The organism is Gaoshiqia hydrogeniformans, assembly GCF_049347105.1.
Classification (GTDB): Bacteria; Bacteroidota; Bacteroidia; order Bacteroidales; family Prolixibacteraceae; genus Gaoshiqia; species Gaoshiqia hydrogeniformans.
Genome location: NZ_CP186334.1, coordinates 663,674 through 678,950 on the forward strand (window position 1 = coordinate 663,674; position 15,277 = coordinate 678,950).

Annotated in this window: 14 protein-coding genes; 7 read left to right on the forward strand and 7 right to left on the reverse strand. The window is 48.2% G+C overall.

What is annotated here, in order from left to right; translation table 11 throughout:
* Position 1: 1 nt before the first annotated feature.
* From ACOIT5_RS02760 to ACOIT5_RS02770, 3 genes are all read right to left on the reverse strand, one after another.
* Positions 2-937 carry a lytic transglycosylase domain-containing protein gene (locus ACOIT5_RS02760; RefSeq protein WP_423128941.1) on the reverse strand — a complete coding sequence of 312 codons (936 nt, stop codon included), beginning with the start codon at positions 935-937 and terminating at the stop codon, positions 2-4.
* Between the two features lie 136 nt (positions 938-1,073).
* On the reverse strand, positions 1,074-2,378 hold the full coding sequence (locus ACOIT5_RS02765) for an LVIVD repeat-containing protein (RefSeq protein WP_423128942.1): 1,305 nt from the start codon (positions 2,376-2,378) through the stop codon (positions 1,074-1,076).
* Between the two features lie 9 nt (positions 2,379-2,387).
* Positions 2,388-3,146, reverse strand: a complete 759-nt coding sequence (locus tag ACOIT5_RS02770) for a hypothetical protein (protein ID WP_423128943.1) — start codon at positions 3,144-3,146, stop codon at positions 2,388-2,390.
* Between the two features lie 291 nt (positions 3,147-3,437).
* Here ACOIT5_RS02770 and ACOIT5_RS02775 point away from each other — a divergent pair, with 291 nt between their 5' ends.
* The 7 genes from ACOIT5_RS02775 to ACOIT5_RS02805 all read left to right on the forward strand — a co-directional run bounded on the left by ACOIT5_RS02775 (position 3,438) and on the right by ACOIT5_RS02805 (position 9,078).
* Positions 3,438-4,820 carry a S41 family peptidase gene (locus ACOIT5_RS02775; RefSeq protein ID WP_423128944.1) on the forward strand — a complete coding sequence of 461 codons (1,383 nt, stop codon included), beginning with the start codon at positions 3,438-3,440 and terminating at the stop codon, positions 4,818-4,820.
* Between the two features lie 51 nt (positions 4,821-4,871).
* On the forward strand, positions 4,872-5,423 hold the full coding sequence (locus ACOIT5_RS02780) for an RNA polymerase sigma factor (RefSeq protein ID WP_423128945.1): 552 nt from the start codon (positions 4,872-4,874) through the stop codon (positions 5,421-5,423).
* Entirely contained in the window at positions 5,420-5,932 is a 513-nt protein-coding gene (locus tag ACOIT5_RS02785) for a hypothetical protein (RefSeq protein WP_423128946.1), read from the forward strand. Before ACOIT5_RS02780 ends, ACOIT5_RS02785 begins: the two co-directional genes overlap by 4 nt.
* 11 nt (positions 5,933-5,943) lie before the next feature.
* Entirely contained in the window at positions 5,944-7,044 is a 1,101-nt protein-coding gene (locus ACOIT5_RS02790) for a hypothetical protein (protein WP_423128947.1), read from the forward strand.
* 115 nt (positions 7,045-7,159) lie between these two features.
* Positions 7,160-7,882 (forward strand): head GIN domain-containing protein, encoded by a 723-nt coding sequence (locus tag ACOIT5_RS02795; protein WP_423128948.1) that lies wholly within the window; start codon positions 7,160-7,162, stop codon positions 7,880-7,882.
* A gap of 51 nt (positions 7,883-7,933) precedes the next feature.
* A complete protein-coding gene (locus ACOIT5_RS02800; protein WP_423128949.1) occupies positions 7,934-8,434 on the forward strand; it encodes a hypothetical protein in 501 nt (166 codons plus the stop codon).
* A gap of 20 nt (positions 8,435-8,454) precedes the next feature.
* Positions 8,455-9,078, forward strand: coding sequence for a hypothetical protein (locus ACOIT5_RS02805; RefSeq protein WP_423128950.1), 624 nt, complete (start codon positions 8,455-8,457; stop codon positions 9,076-9,078).
* Positions 9,079-9,181: 103 nt separating this feature from the next.
* Here ACOIT5_RS02805 and ACOIT5_RS02810 read toward each other — a convergent pair whose 3' ends face one another.
* The 4 genes from ACOIT5_RS02810 to ACOIT5_RS02825 form a co-directional block, all read right to left on the reverse strand.
* Complete coding sequence (locus ACOIT5_RS02810; protein WP_423128951.1) at positions 9,182-10,030, reverse strand: hypothetical protein; 849 nt, start codon at positions 10,028-10,030, stop codon at positions 9,182-9,184.
* Between the two features lie 110 nt (positions 10,031-10,140).
* Entirely contained in the window at positions 10,141-11,511 is a 1,371-nt protein-coding gene (locus ACOIT5_RS02815) for a dipeptidase (protein WP_423128952.1), read from the reverse strand.
* A 103-nt stretch (positions 11,512-11,614) separates the two neighbouring features.
* Entirely contained in the window at positions 11,615-13,795 is a 2,181-nt protein-coding gene (gene yccS, locus ACOIT5_RS02820) for a YccS family putative transporter (protein WP_423128953.1), read from the reverse strand.
* Positions 13,796-13,973: 178 nt separating this feature from the next.
* Complete coding sequence (locus ACOIT5_RS02825; protein ID WP_423128954.1) at positions 13,974-15,245, reverse strand: vanadium-dependent haloperoxidase; 1,272 nt, start codon at positions 15,243-15,245, stop codon at positions 13,974-13,976.
* Positions 15,246-15,277: the final 32 nt, after the last annotated feature.

A 15,277-nucleotide genomic window follows, 5' to 3' on the forward strand; every position in this document is an offset into this window, starting at 1 on the left:
ATCAATTTGTTTTCGTCCGAAACCCTTCAGCCGGCAATTTTATCGTGTAGGTCCTGCCCCTGGCATTGGTCAGGTAGGTTTCGCGCAGCCAGGGATTCAGCATCTTCAGTATTTTATAGTTTGTTCCGTGTTCGCGGGCAAATTCGGCAAAGTCTTTTACCGGGCTGTTAATGTCGATGGTCCGGGTGTCCCAGAGGGGATATTTCTCGTCGTCTCTCACCTTAAAATCAAAGGCTTCGGGATTTTCAAGGATCAGTTTCAGGGCCATAATCCGGAACACGTAACGACTGGTTTCTTCGCCCAGAAGCAAATCGTAATAGCTTGCTTCGCCCTGCCGGCCAATCTGCCGGTCGACAAAACTGCGCCCGGCATTGTACGACGCAGCCACCAGTGTCCAGCTTCCGTATTTTTTGTATGAATCTTTCAGATAACGGCAGGCGGCCAGGGTCGACCGCTCAATGTGGTAACGTTCGTCAACCTCGCTGCCCACCTCAAGCCCGTAATCGGTGGCCGTTCCTTTCATGAATTGCCAGAAGCCCACTGCCCCGGCGGGAGAAACAGCACGCGGATCGAAACCGCTTTCGGCCAGCGCCAGGTATTTAAAATCGGCAGGGATGGAATCGGCCAGTAGTACCGGTTCAATAATCGCGAAGAAGCGGGGCGCCATTTTCAAAAAACGAATGGTTTGCGAATGAAAATAGCTGTTGACCAGCAACTCCCGGTCGAGGCTTTCGCGCACGTCAAAATACTCGAGCGGTACCCGTTCGCCGGCAAAATATAAACTGTCGGGCAGTTTTACCGGCGTATGTACTTCCGCTTCCCCGGATGAATGACTATCCGTTTTCGGATAAGTCGACGATTCAAAAAAGTGATATCCCCCGGCCAACAAGGCCAGGAAGACAAGACTCAACAACAGGCGGCTAAATATCTTCTTCATACCGATCTTTCAGAATTAGCTAAATGGCAAAAATAGTAGTTTTAACCAAGTCATTCAACCTGGCCGACAGATAAATTCTAAAACAAAAAATCCGGCCAAAAGATTTTGACCGGATCGGGTAATTGAAATTAACGCACTAGTCATGACTAGCTGAAACGGGAATCGTTGACAATAACTGTATATTTTGCACATTGCTGTAATCGTATAAATAAAAGCCGGCATCGCCGATCATAAACAGGTAGTTATTGACCGGGATCACATCATAGGCATTGATATTCGGAAACTCGGCAATTTTATTGGATGAAATCTGCAGCGGGTTGGAGGCATCGAACACTTTCAGTCCGGCATCGCCGTCGCATAAAAACAGCAGGTCGCCGTCGATACCCAGCCCGTGCGGGTTAGCCATCGGGTAACTGGCCAGCATATTCATTTTGGTGTAACCGTCTTTCATTTCCACCACATCCAGCCGGTTCACCGAACGCCCGCACCAGCCGCCGTCGTGCAGGGTAATATAAGCCAGATCGTCCTGCACGACCACCGGGTCGCAGCTGGTGATGTGGGAATACTGATTCACGTAGGTCGGATTTTGTGCTATCTCCAGGCTATAAACCAACATGCCGCTTCTTGTTCCTAAAAACATGTGTTTGTTGTAAAGAAACATGGTTTCGATATTCCAGCCGATGCTTTTTGCTCCCAGGTTAACCGGGCTGTCCAGGTTGGTAATACGAAAGGTATAAAGCTGGTAATTGTCGATCACATACAAGTAGTTTTCGTACAGGCCAAACCGGGCCATGGAGCCGCCAACGCCAAAGGTGCTCCCGCTGCCGCCCACCCCTCCGGCCGACGACGAGAAGTTTGCCATGTCGTAAGAAAGCTTTTCAGCATACGACCGGTAATAATAGATGGGATAATAATGCTGATTAACCCGTTCCTTGACCTGTTTAATCTCCCATTCAACAACAACCCCTTTTTCCTGATCTACCTCGGCCAGCCGGTAATCGGTATTGTACTCGGGAACGGTGTAGGGGAAAATATCTTTAATCCGTCCAACTTCGCGGATATTGTTCAGGTCGGATACATCAACCGCCACCAGATCCACGTAACTGTCGGCATACAAAACATTCTCTTTAATGGCAATATCCACATTCCCGGGGATGTTGATAAACGCCACGGCTGTTGGATTGGCCGGATCGTGAACGTCCAGCACATGCACCCCCTTCATCTCTTCATTAATAAAGAGGAAATCATCCTTGAAATAGATTTTACCGGGATTCGCGATGGCCCGGGTCGTTTCTTTTTTTACCGACAACCGCAATTCTTCGTAACCGAGATAAACCGGCGAATTCGCCATAAACGACTCGTATATTTTATCCTGACAGCCCGAAAACAGCAACATCAAAAAGAAGATCAGGCCGGTATAAGTTGATTTTGTTTGCATCATTTTCATGTTTTAATTGAATAAAATTCCCAATCGTACCGACAACCTGTTGTAATTCGTTTCCAGCTCGTAGCTGTTTTCTCCTTTAAAAGTCACCTGGCTGAAACGGTAACCAAAGGCCAGCGAGATGCCCAGGTTGGGATTAATGTGGCTCACGAAACCAAATGAGGGGTTCAGCATCAGTCCGCCTTTGTTATCGAGCGTTTGCTGCGGATACGGCCAATAGGACGAATACGGCAGAATATCGTAGTAATAGTACCCGTTTTGCATGTTCACTTCGCCGTCAACCGGGAGCAGATAGCCCCCTTGAACGCCCACGAAGGGGGTAAAGCGCGAACGACGGAACTGGTATTCCAGGTTCATGAAAACCGGCAGGTACGATTCTTCCAGAAAGTCGATCCCTGCACCCAGTCCCGCGTACAGGCCAGCAAACAACCGGGCATTGAGTGAAGCGTCGAACGAAAAGGGGGTTTCTTTGGTATTGTCGGAGCCGCCGGGCAACAGACCCAGGCTGGTTTTGAAAAACCAGGTTTTGCTTACAGGCTCATGGGGCGTTGCCAGCCATTTCGAAGCAACCGTATCGATCTCCGACTGCCTGAATACCCAGGTATTTTGCGCCGAATGGACGACTACTTTTTCATCGTCGACCTGCACGAGCTGACCTTTGATCACCGAACCATTTTTCAGGTAGATGACTTCTTTCTTTTGTTTTTGCGCAAAAGCCCCGCACACAAAAAGCAGAAGTACAACAAGCAAGGCGATTTTCTTCATGCAAAAATATTTTAGGGTTAGTTACAACAGGCAGATGACTCCCGGGGCAAAAAGGTTGCGTGGATACCGACTGATTTTTTTTAATTTTGAACAATACAGTTTTTTAAGAAGAAACGGATGCCTGGATATTGAGGAGGAAATTTTCCCAGGGTAAATATTGGTTACAATAGGGAAATCGTTTTTAAGATATTTTGCTTTTTGTTATGAGCATCTTTCTAATTGGGAAAACCGATACTTCAATAGCCGTCAGGTCATTAACAGAGATTTCCTTATCATTAAAACACTTGTCATATGAAAAAAATCCTGTTTATTCTTTTAGCGGTTCTGGTTTGGCATATTCAAATTCGTGCCCAGGATTATTTGCCAACTTATTTCTCCAAAGCAGATTTTGAGGAAGATATTCAGTACCTGACACAGAAAGTCACGCATGTCCATCCAAAGTTTCTGGATGCCGGATTTTGTAATCAATGGAAGGTATACGCTGATTCTGTAAGACGCGATCTTCCCGACAGTATCACCTTCAACGAAGGTTTTATCCGGATATCGCATTTATTATCTTTTCTGGAGGACGGACATACCGGGTTCTCAGTTCCTTCTTCTGAAAGAATGAAATATATGCAGCATGGAGGTGTTACCATGCCTTTCACTGTCGGACTAAAAGACGATATGATCGTGATTGATCAATACTTCGGCGACAACCGGTCAAGTCAAGTTGAAGGGGCAAAGATCTCGTCCATCAATTCCATTGCGTCTGAAGAAATCCTCATGAAAATGAGGAAACTTTCCGGTTCGGAAAAGCAATCGGCGGCAGTTAACGATCAGGAAATCGAACGATATTTTGGTCTCTATTTCTGGATGTTTTTTGGTGAACAAACCAGATATCATCTTTCGCTTGCCTCTCCTGATTCAATTTTTTCAATAAACATTGCTCCCGTATCGAATAGTACCTTCTTTGAGCTGAAGAATAAGTATTATCCTGAAAAAAATCAGGGAAACTATGAATTGTCGTTCCCGGAATTCAACACGTTTGCTTTGCTGAAGATTAAACAATTTGCCGATGACCTGAGCCCTTTTCTCCGGCAGGCATTCGATACCGTCAGGCAGGTAAACTGCAAAAACCTGATTATAGATATTCGCGACAATAGCGGGGGAAACAGCCGAAGTGTAGATTCTCTGTTAAACTACCTGATCAGGACGCCTTATACCCAATACAAATCCATTGCCTTACGGGTAAGCGATGAGGTAAAGCAATATTATCAGGGAAAGAAGCCCGATACGTACAAATTGATAGCTAATCTGCCTGTTGATACGGTTTTTATATTCGACAACAACATGTTTATCAACCGCCCGGGGCCGGAATCAGATTTTTTCGACGGAAATGTTTTCGTCCTGATCAATAACCGGACATATAGCGCCGCAGCTACCTTTGCCGGGATGGTGAAAGAATACAAACTGGGACAACTGGCTGGACAACAAACAGGTGGCACTATTCATTACTACGGCGATTATCTGACTTTCCGGCTTCCACACATGTGTGCAGATTTTTTTGTGGCGCCTAAAGAATTTGTCCAGCGAGGAGGAGATTCCCCCGTTGAAGGCGTTATTCCGGATATCTTTCTGGAAAATGATTACACAATATCTGAAATTATCCCAAAACTGAAATTTTTAAACTGATTTGCAACCCTGCATCATTTTTCTTGTCTCTATTAGCGAAAACAAAACAATTTGGGCAAAGCGGCATTCATACATCAATCGTTGATTGAAGATTGTAAACGGGGCGACGATAAAGCCCGTTTTCAGTTATATCAGCTATACTCCAAAGCGATGTTCAACCTGTGTTATCGCATGATGAACAACCGCGAGGACGCTGAAGATATGCTACAGGAAGTATTCATGCAGGCATTTACCAAACTCGACAGTTTTCGTTACGAGTCGGGTTTTGGCAGCTGGCTGAAAACCATTGCGGTCCGAAGCTGTATCAATGCCCTGAAAAAACGAAAAGTCGAGCTGGTCTATTCCGACGAGATCAAAGACCACCGGAGTACCGATGATGAGATGAATGCGCCTGAGATTACGACAGAACAGATCCTCAAAGCCATGAATGATTTGCCTGAAGGCGGCCGGATTGTTTTCTCTCTGTACCTGCTCGAAGGCTACGACCACGGCGAGATTGCCGGCATACTAGGCATCACCGAGTCAACCTCGAAATCGCAGTATATGCGGGCAAAACGAAGGGTTTACGATTTATTGAAAGAACAACAAATGCGCACAGTATGAAGAATGATCGCTTAGAAGAGTTTGTTACGGGGCATCGGGATGAGTTCGATATTCATACGCCGCCGCCCGAAATCTGGGAGAAGCTGAACCGGCGGCTGCCAAAGCAGGCAAAAAAAAGCCTGCCGCGCCGGTGGATCAGCATCGCCGCCGCCCTGGCGATCGTCCTGCTTGGATCGGGTGTGGTTGTACGTTCGCTGGTATTCAACCGGGATGGAACCAGGCTGGGCGCCGACGCCAATCCAGAGATGCGTGAATTGCTGGAAGCCGAAGCCTACTACGCCCAGCAGATTCACGGGAAACTGGAAGAAATCCGTAAATGTTACCGGCTAAACCCTGAATTACAGGAGGAAGTGGAAGACGATTTACAGGAACTGGAACACATGTACAACGAATTGCGAAAGGACCTGAAAGAAAATATCTCGAACAAAGAAGTGATTGAAGCCATGATCGAGAACAACCGCTTTCGTTTGAAGTTGGTAGACGAGGTACTGGAACAAATTAACTGCTAAAGGTGATGAAGATGAAAAATAAGTTTCGCCAACTGATTGTCTTGCTGCTGCTTGGTTTTGCCGGACTAAACACGGCCACAGCCCAATTTACCGAAACCCGCCAGTTTAAGCGGTCGTTTAAGGTGAGCCCCGAAACCACCATCGAGATTTCGAATAAATACGGAAAGATCGAGCTCAATACCTGGCCCAAGGATTCGGTGGTTGTGCAAGTGAAAATGCTTGTGGATATGAAAAAGGCCTCGAAACTCGAAAAATCGCTCGACAACATCGACTTTGATTTTGCCAACACCGCCCATTACCTGGTTATCCGCACGCTGCCCGACAAAAACCGCACGCAGCTCGAAAGCGAGTTCCTCCGGTTCAAAGAATCGCTGCTCCAAAACAACGGCAGCATCGAAATAAATTATCAGGTTTGGCTGCCGGCAGGTAATCCGCTAAAAGTTGAAAATAAATTCGGCGATATTTACCTGGACGATTACAAAGGAGAAACCACCATCGACCTGAGCAACGGCAAGTTAAAGGCGCATAACCTGACCAATAAAACAACCATCACCCTGAACTTTGCCGGCGCGTCAGTCAACAGTCTTCCGCAGGGAAAGATCAACGCAAATTACAGCGATGTGTATATCAAGGAATCGGGCCAGTTGACGGTTACAAGCAAATCATCGGCAATTGAACTCATTGAAAACAAAAGCCTCCGCGCTGATTCGCGGCGCGATAAGTTCAGGATCAAACAAACCGGCAGGATTGACGCCGAGGCGAATTTTTCCAACTTCAGAATTGAAAACCTCACCGGCCGCGCCTCCATGCGCCTGAACTACGGCGACCTGGAACTTGAAAAAATCGGGGCCGATTTCAGTGATTTGTACATCGACTGCCGCTCAACCGACATCAACCTGTACTTTTCACCCGAATCGAAATTCAATTTTGAAATCAGCCATACCAAATCAAACCTGAACCTCGACGAATCATTTACGGTGTCGGACAAGGACGAAATAAACCAGAAAGAGCAAACAATCCTGCTGCACGGGTATTTTGGAAAGAAAACCGAGGGAAAAGAAAAACTTAAACTGAACGCCACCGGTGGAAATGTCCGGTTGAAAACACTGTAAGGTTTCGTTCAGCCTACGATATTTTCACCGGCACGCAACCATACCCCAAAAAGTGTGTCTTATTGAAGTTGAAAACAAAAACACCCCATGTTCAGAAAACGAAAACAGAAAACGCATGAATACAATGAAATTTACCTTGATGGCGCTTTTAACGGCGCTGGTTGCCGGATTAAGCTCGTGTTTCGATGATTTTGGGATAGAAGGTAACGGACGTTTGCAAACGGAAGAGCGCGATGCGGTTTACTTCGACCAGGTCAGTTCATCCGGCTCCTTCCAGGTTTATGTATTACCGGGAGATGAACCCTCCATCGAAGTGACCGCCGAATCGAACCTGTTGCCTTACATCGAAACACAGATCGACGGCAACCAACTGACAATCAAAACCAAGCGTTCGCGCAACCTCAACAACAAATTCCCCATTGAAATTTACCTGTTCAGCCCTCAGGTGAAGCAGTTGCAATTGAGCGGATCGGGCTTAATTGAAACCGGACACCTTGAAGCCGAACGGTTTGAAGTGAGCGTTTCCGGTTCGGGAAAAATAAAAGCATCCGTCGACGCCGGCGAACTAAAAGCAATCCTTTCGGGTTCCGGTCAAATCAACCTCAACGGACAGTGCAGCCATTCGGAAATGCGCATCAGCGGCTCCGGAAAAATAGCCAGCTATCACCTGGAACAGGAAGATTGCCAGATGACCATTTCCGGTTCGGGCGAAGCCCTGGTCAATGTCAGCCATACGCTGGATGTAAATATCTCGGGAAGCGGAAATGTACGCTACATTAACACACCCGTTATACACAGCAATATCTCGGGAAGCGGCAAAGTCATTAACGACAATTAATCATTGAATCAGACCCGAAACTTCCGTTTATCCGATTTCAACCCGATCGATATGAAGAAACTTTACATCATTGCCTTACTCTTTCTTTTTCAAACAAATCCGGTAAAATCACAAAACGTTACCCGTGCTGTCGGAATACGCGGAGGGATCACCTCCGGTATTGAATACCGGGCTTTTGCACACGACTATCTTTCGTACAGGGCGCTGCTCAGTACACGATACAATGGCATACAATTTACCGGTCTGAAAGAATTTCATGAACCCGGGCTATTAGAATTTTCGGATGAGTTTGTGGTCATCTATGGCTTTGGCGCCCATGTAGGATTTGAACGGTGGAGAGCCTACAACCCGCGGGTCGGACCGCACGACAACCGGGAAAATCGCGGAAGCCCGGTTGCTGGATTGGACGCGTTGGCCGGCGTGGAATACAATTTTTGGGACATTCCGTTGACGGTTGGGCTCGAGGTGAAACCCTATTTCAGCTTATTTGGCCGGAATTTCTTTCACCTGCAGCCCTTCGATTTCGCCGTAACCATCCGGTATGTCTTTTAGAAACAATTAAACAAACAGATATGAGAAAATCAGGACTATTTATGTTATCGGTACTTTTGGTACAACTGGCAACAGCCCAGGGCTACGACAGCAGGGAGATGGGCACAATTTTTTCAGGAACAGGCCGGTCGAACGGCGGATACGGAGCCATCAGCATAGCCTACACCGAGATCGATAATAAAGATGCTTTTGTGGCAGGCGCCCGTGGCGGATGGATTATCAACCATTCTTTTGCCATCGGGTTGGGAGGTTACGGCTTTATCAACGACATCAACTACAACAACCCGTTTCATAACGACCTCGACTACAGCTTATCAGGCGGATACGGGGGACTTTTTATCGAACCCATCCTGGCGCCCAGGCTGCCGGTGCACCTTTCCTTCCCCATATTATTCGGTTTAGGCGGGGTGGCATACATCGAAAATCACAACCATTGGGATTACTGGTGGGAACAAGACGGCCTCAGCGATGTATTTTGGGTATTTGAACCTGCCGTTGAACTCGAATTTAATATGACCCGCCACTTCCGTATGGCTGCAATAGCCAGCTACCGTCTGACATCGGATATTGATCTGGACATGACTGATCCGGATATCCTGAAAGGCTTAACGGTTGGCCTGATTTTTAAATTCGGCAAGTTTTGAAAACCAAATCAAACACAAAGTCACAAAGAAATTTATCTGAATACGTTGTGCCTTTGTGTTTAAATTCTTCACATTCGTCGGCCCGACATGTTTTCAACGGCAATTATTCTTCGCAAATCACATCGTTGCCGTTTGAATCCCAGCAATGCCAGTCGCTATCGCCAAAATAAGCCAGGGCTTTTACCCGGCCGGAGAAATCTGAACGGCTCCATTCGATAACTGAATCGGTAAAATTGTTGGATTGACTCTGATAAATATGAATGGAGACAAAAGCATCAAAAACCTGGTCCTGCAAACCGTAAATCAGGTAACTGCCTTTATAATCATCCGGCATCCGGTCGTTATTGAGTTCGCGAACATAGGTGTACTTCACTTCGCCAACATCATCTCCTTCTTTCTTCCAGTCAATTTGAATGACTTCTTCCTGAAATTCGGGACTGAGATAAAGGATCCACTGCCCACTTTTTCCATCCGTATTGGAAGTTCCCTCGAACCACAAAAATTCGTCGAACGGGTTTACTCCTGTTTTTGAAACATACATCTCCCATTTAATCCGGTTTGTCTGAATTTCGCCAACCAGGCGGGCGGTGTACTGGCTGGTAAATCCGTCAACCGAATAAGACCATTGCCAGGTATGATCATCAAGCTGAACCGGCGTTTTATGAAAGGCCGCGTGGAACGATGCTACCGGAACGGCAAGGGTCGTACCAATCATGACATTCCAAAACCCGACAGAAATAGCAGAATAAGCCCAATTTGTTTCAGACAGTATTTCGGTTTGCCCTTCAACTGTCGCCGATTTGGCTGAACTCGCCGTCATCCCGCCAAAATCGATTACCATCGTTTCAAATGGCGGAATTATGGGAGCTTTGCTGCTTTCTTCCTTTTTACATCCCGAATAAAACAAAACAACCAACAAGAGGAGATACACTCGTTTTAAATTAATTTTCATCACAGATACATTTGAGTTTTTACCCTGAAATAACGAAACGGGAGGAATTATATTTTGTGCAAATTCCTCCCGTTCCTCGTTGTGTTCAACCAAATTTACCGCGATCCCGGTTACAAGGTTGTTTCTGCAAAATATTTGTAAAATAAGGGTATGGTTTGAATGCCCTTATAAAACTGATCGAGAGGAAAGTTTTCGTTGGGTGAATGAATGGCATCCGACTCCAGTCCAAAGCCCATCAAAATGGACTTGATGCCCAGAATTTGCTCAAACGTTGAAATGATCGGGATGGAGCCGCCGCTACGGAAAGGCACCGGCCGACGGCCAAATACATCGACATAAGCTTTTTCGGCTGCCCGGTAAGCAGGCAGGTCGATCGGGCAAACGTAAGCCTGCCCGCCATGCAACGATTTCACCTCTACTTTTACCGTTTTAGGGGCAATCCGTTGAAAATGTTCCTGAAACAGGATGGCAATTTTCTCGTGATTTTGATTTGGAACTAGCCGGCAACTGACCTTTGCAAATGCTTTTGATGGTAACACGGTTTTCGCTCCTTCTCCGGTGTAACCGCCCCAAATGCCGCAAACGTCAAACGACGGACGAATCCCGGTCCGCTCCGGGACAGAGAACTCCGCCTCGCCTGTCAACTCGGCCACATCAATGGCTTTTTTGTATGATTCTTCATGAAAAGGCGATTCGGCCAGCAAAGCGCGTTCTTCGGCAGAAGTTTCGAGCACATCGTCGTAAAAACCCGGAATCGTGATCCGCCCGTTATCGTCAATCATCCCGGCAATCATTTTCGACAACACCGTGATCGGGTTAGCCACAGGGCCGCCAAACAAACCGGAGTGCAGGTCGCGGTTCGGGCCGGTTACCTCCACCTGCCAGTAAGCCAGCCCGCGCAGGCCCGTCGTTATCGTAGGCAAATCGGGCCGGATCATCGTAGTATCCGATACCAGAATAATATCCGCTTTCAGCATCTCCTTGTGCTCTTCACACCATTTTCCCAGGTTTGGCGAACCAATTTCTTCTTCCCCTTCAATCATAAATTTCACATTACAGGGAAGCGTGTTGGTTTTGACCATCAGCTCAAACGCTTTGGCGTGCATCATCCCCTGCCCTTTATCGTCATCGGCTCCGCGCGCCCAGATCTTCCCCTCGCGGATTTCCGGTTCAAAAGGAGCAGATTTCCACAACTCGAGCGGCTCAACCGGCATCACATCCATATGGCTGTAAATCAACACGGTTGGTTTGGACGGATCAATCAGCTTTTCGGCATAAGTAACCGGATTTCCCTCGGTCTCAAATATTTCGGCTTTGTCGGCTCCCGCTTTCAGCAGCATGTCACGCCAATACTCTGCAGCCCGGTACATATCGGGCTTATGGGCCGATATGGAACTAATGGAAGGGATACGGATCAAACCAAACAGTTCATCCAGAAAACGGTCTTTATGTTCTTCGATGTAGGCGTCAATGTAATTCATAGGTATCTGTTTATTGTATTTCAGCAGAAGTAAAAATAAGGTTTTCATTTCAGAAAGACGAGTGAAATCGATCTCAGAAACCCAAAATCAGGCAAGATTCTTTTTAATCGCCGGGTTGAACCCGTCCCGGTCTGAAAATTCTTGACCGGTCAATCATTTTCAGGGTTACCTCAGCGATGTGGTACAACAGGGTATATTGCTGGCGGGCCGCCGGCGGGCCGGGTTCAGCCATCAGGCTTCTCAGGCGGGCGATGGTGTCATTCAGCCGGAGGTGTTTTTCTCCGGTGTTCTCCGGGTTCAACCGGCTGGTTTCCTGCAAAACCGCTAAAATTTGTGAGGCCAGGTCAAACAGGTCGTCTGCGCTTGTTTCTACCGGATCGCGGTGAGCGCCAAGGGCCGATAAGTAGGAAAGCAGCGCATGGTTCAGATAAGTCAGGGTGAATGCCTGTTCCCTGAACTGCCTGCGTTTCCGGGGTTCCACCTGCATATCCTGCCAGGCCAGCGCCAGTGCATTATCGGCCCGGTGCGCCTGTCGCCGGGCAATCCGGTACCCGAGGTCGTCACCGGCATTTGCCTGACGATACTCGTTCAGGATGGCCTGAAAATATGCGGCATTGTGAGTCATCGCTTCGTTCAGCAGCCCGGGCATGCGTTTGTGTTGCCAATCGGGCCACAGCAACCGAACGGTTAAAATGGCTAAGGCAGAACCGATCATCGTGTCGAACATGCGGGGAAACATAACAGCAACTCCCTGGCTCGAAATCAGGTTAAAGGCGCACAAAACAAAGATGGTGATAAAAACAACCGAAACGGCGTAGTTCCGCCGCAGCCAGACAAAGAAAGCAAAAGCAGCCAATAACATCAGCAATACCTGACCGGCAACGGTGGGTAATAACTGAACAACAAGCACCCCGCCAAAAACACCGCTCAAGGTGCCCAGAACACGTTGAAATAATTTCCGGCGTGTTTCGCTGTAACTGGGCTGGCACACAAACAAACTGGTCAGGATAATCCATTCTCCTTTTTCAAGCGCAAAACCTTCGGAAATGCAAAATCCGGCAAGCAGGCAAAGGCTTAAGCGGATAGCGTGCCTCATGCGCGGGTGACTGAAACGAAGCTGATCATTCAGCCGTTGTTTCAGGCTGCGGCTGTCCTTTTCCAGCCGCGGTATCAGTCCTGACCGGTGATCGTCATTCAAGTTGCGGAGCAAACTGTTTGACCGAGACAGGTTTCGCACCAGCAAAATCAATGGGTTACCCTGGTCAGGGCGATATTTCTCAAGTTGATCGTTCAGCGCTTTTACAGTCCAGTCGAGTGCCGCCGGGTGATGGTAAGGAATGCGGATCAACAGGCTGTATGCAAAATTACGGCTTGCCCGGGCAAGCTGATGTAACAATTGGCCAATTCCTTCCATGATCTCGCGGTTCGCCGCGTCGCGACTCAGGTGATCATACCTTTCGTGGCTGGAGGTTGCCCGTTCGTGCAGGCTTTGCAACAACATGAAGTGTTCGAGGTAGGGCCTTATTTGCGCTTCATCTTTTACGGCATCCCCGTAACTGTTCAGCACTTCTTTACAACGATCCAGCGCCGTTACCAACTGAACATTCAGCAAAGCAAGCCGGTTTCGCACTTCTCCCTGCAATTTTTCGTTGCTGGGAAAAAGATTGGCTTTTTCATCCAGGTATTTCGATAAAGCAAAAAAGCCGCGAGCCAGTTGTTCTTCGAGCAACCGCCAGGGACGGTAATACAGTAAAGCCAACGAGAAAATGCCGTAAACAAGGGCCCCTGACGTAAGCAATACCGGCTGCCAGTACCATGCCGGACTGATTTCGGCTCCCAACATGGTGTAAATGCCCACCAACAAGGCCCCAAAGGTTACGCCCCGGTAGCGTTCACTCAGCCCGCCAAGCAAAAGGAAAACAATGGTCGAAGCGGCCAGACCCAATCCCAGCAAAACCGGGTACAAACGAAGCAATTCAACCGACAGACTTGATATTCCGAAACTAATCACCTTTAATCCCAGCGATTTGATTCGCCCCCGCGGATGATCGTCGGTTTCGGACAGGGCCCCGGCCAGGGCTCCCAGGGCCAGCGTAACCGAGAGTAAGGGTAAACCGGCCAGCACAAACGGAATTGACAGGAAGGCCATGACGACGGTCGTTTTTGCAGCCATCAACAGGTCGGGATTGCTCCAGAAAGCGCGTCGCGCGGGTTCGTACCAGGCCTGCCTTTCCAGCAAGCTTAAAATAGCCGGTCTGCCTGAATGATGTTGCTGTTTACCCATAACCAAAATTTGAGTTGCACCAGCAACAAAAATAGTATAATGGTTGGCAACAACCTACCCGGCAACGAGGACTTCGGCCGTCATTGACCCGCGCGCGATACGCGACAAGGCAATATAAAGCTCCGGCAGCAACACGAACCGAAGCTTTATCTGATAAACATTTAATTCGGCATTGCAGTTATTTCAATGGTTTTAGGTGATGGTCCAGCATCCACTGCCCGATTCTATCGCCCAAGTCCTGCCCGGCATCGCAGGCAAAACGAAAGTGAATGCCAGCCATCACCCGCGAATCGGCATTTTCGTTGGCAGCCTGTCTAAAGCCGGTAAAAGTTCTTGGATTGCTTCCGGGCAACTCCGTAGGCGAACTCATGCTGAAAGGAGTCTGGTCGCCAAGGATATTTCCCAGGATTGTTGCGGCTGCATTTCCCAAAGCGCTGTGGGTTGACGGATAATCCTGAACAGGAGGAGTCGGCATCAGCGGTTCCCAAAGCGCATCTTCGCCGGTCTGGTCGTTGTTGTCGCCGGCAGCGTTACGGATGGCTGTGTACGGACGCCACAAATTGTAGTGGAATTTGGATTCCCATCCGGCGATGTAGGCGTCGGCCAGAGCCATATCCAGCAAGGCGAACAAACGGGCCGTTTCCCATAAACCCAGGTTTTTGTTTTTTGCGGCAATGCGCGCGACCCGGTTCCATCCGGCCTCAGAAAACTCATACCAGAAGTGGGCTGTGGCAGTTTGATCTTCCGTGCGGGTATCGCTGATTAAACGGCCGGCCTCTTTTACTTCATTCAAAGCGACTGCGTATTCATCACTGTCGAGCAGCGGATGTACGGAAGAACGGAACTGGTCTTTGCTTTGCAATCCGAAAAGTTTGACGTCAACCCAATGCGGGGCAAACACAAAATCGAACGGCGGGACAATCCGGTAAACTCCGGGATCAGCGGAAGGGGGCACCGGGCCAAACGGATTTCCGGCGGAACCATCGCTTTCGCGGGCGTCAATGATCGCCTGTCCCGCTTCTTTGCCCAACAAAATTCCCCGGTTTTTGGCCTGGCCATCGGCAACGGTTGCCAAGGTTTGCTGCAAGGCAGAATCCAGAAATTCCACGGCTTCGGGAATTTCATGGACCAGCACGGTATGGGCAGCGCTGGCCGCCGCAACAACCGGATGGGCAGCAGCATCGCGGCCTTTGAAGGCATACGTTGCATATACCGGCTTAACGGCATTGAGGGCATCGTGCATGGCGAGCTGGGTCATCGCGTTAATTTTTGAAGCCATCACGGAATTCAGATAGGCTTCACCACCAAATGCCTGATAAGCAACTTCATTCCATTCCAAAATTACTTTATTGGATGAGTAGCCAAGGTGAGGGCCGGCATGCGGATCTTTGATACAAGAGGCTACAAATAGGCCTGATAATACGGTAAACATAAAAATACTCTTTTTCATGGGTTTCATTTTTAAATTAATTACACCCTGAA

Bases quoted from the DNA above. Each gene is read 5' to 3' on its own strand.
- ACOIT5_RS02785 (WP_423128946.1), top strand. From the start codon at position 5,420: ATGAAGAATGATCGCTTAGAAGAGTTTGTTACGGGGCATCGGGATGAG.
- ACOIT5_RS02770 (WP_423128943.1), bottom strand. From the start codon at position 3,146: ATGAAGAAAATCGCCTTGCTTGTTGTACTTCTGCTTTTTGTGTGCGGG.
- ACOIT5_RS02795 (WP_423128948.1), top strand. From the start codon at position 7,160: ATGAATACAATGAAATTTACCTTGATGGCGCTTTTAACGGCGCTGGTT.
- ACOIT5_RS02790 (WP_423128947.1), top strand. From the start codon at position 5,944: ATGAAAAATAAGTTTCGCCAACTGATTGTCTTGCTGCTGCTTGGTTTT.
- ACOIT5_RS02805 (WP_423128950.1), top strand. From the start codon at position 8,455: ATGAGAAAATCAGGACTATTTATGTTATCGGTACTTTTGGTACAACTG.
- ACOIT5_RS02765 (WP_423128942.1), bottom strand. From the start codon at position 2,378: ATGATGCAAACAAAATCAACTTATACCGGCCTGATCTTCTTTTTGATG.
- ACOIT5_RS02760 (WP_423128941.1), bottom strand. From the start codon at position 937: ATGAAGAAGATATTTAGCCGCCTGTTGTTGAGTCTTGTCTTCCTGGCC.
- yccS (WP_423128953.1), bottom strand. From the start codon at position 13,795: ATGGGTAAACAGCAACATCATTCAGGCAGACCGGCTATTTTAAGCTTG.
- ACOIT5_RS02810 (WP_423128951.1), bottom strand. From the start codon at position 10,030: ATGAAAATTAATTTAAAACGAGTGTATCTCCTCTTGTTGGTTGTTTTG.
- ACOIT5_RS02815 (WP_423128952.1), bottom strand. From the start codon at position 11,511: ATGAATTACATTGACGCCTACATCGAAGAACATAAAGACCGTTTTCTG.
- ACOIT5_RS02800 (WP_423128949.1), top strand. From the start codon at position 7,934: ATGAAGAAACTTTACATCATTGCCTTACTCTTTCTTTTTCAAACAAAT.
- ACOIT5_RS02825 (WP_423128954.1), bottom strand. From the start codon at position 15,245: ATGAAAAAGAGTATTTTTATGTTTACCGTATTATCAGGCCTATTTGTA.
- ACOIT5_RS02775 (WP_423128944.1), top strand. From the start codon at position 3,438: ATGAAAAAAATCCTGTTTATTCTTTTAGCGGTTCTGGTTTGGCATATT.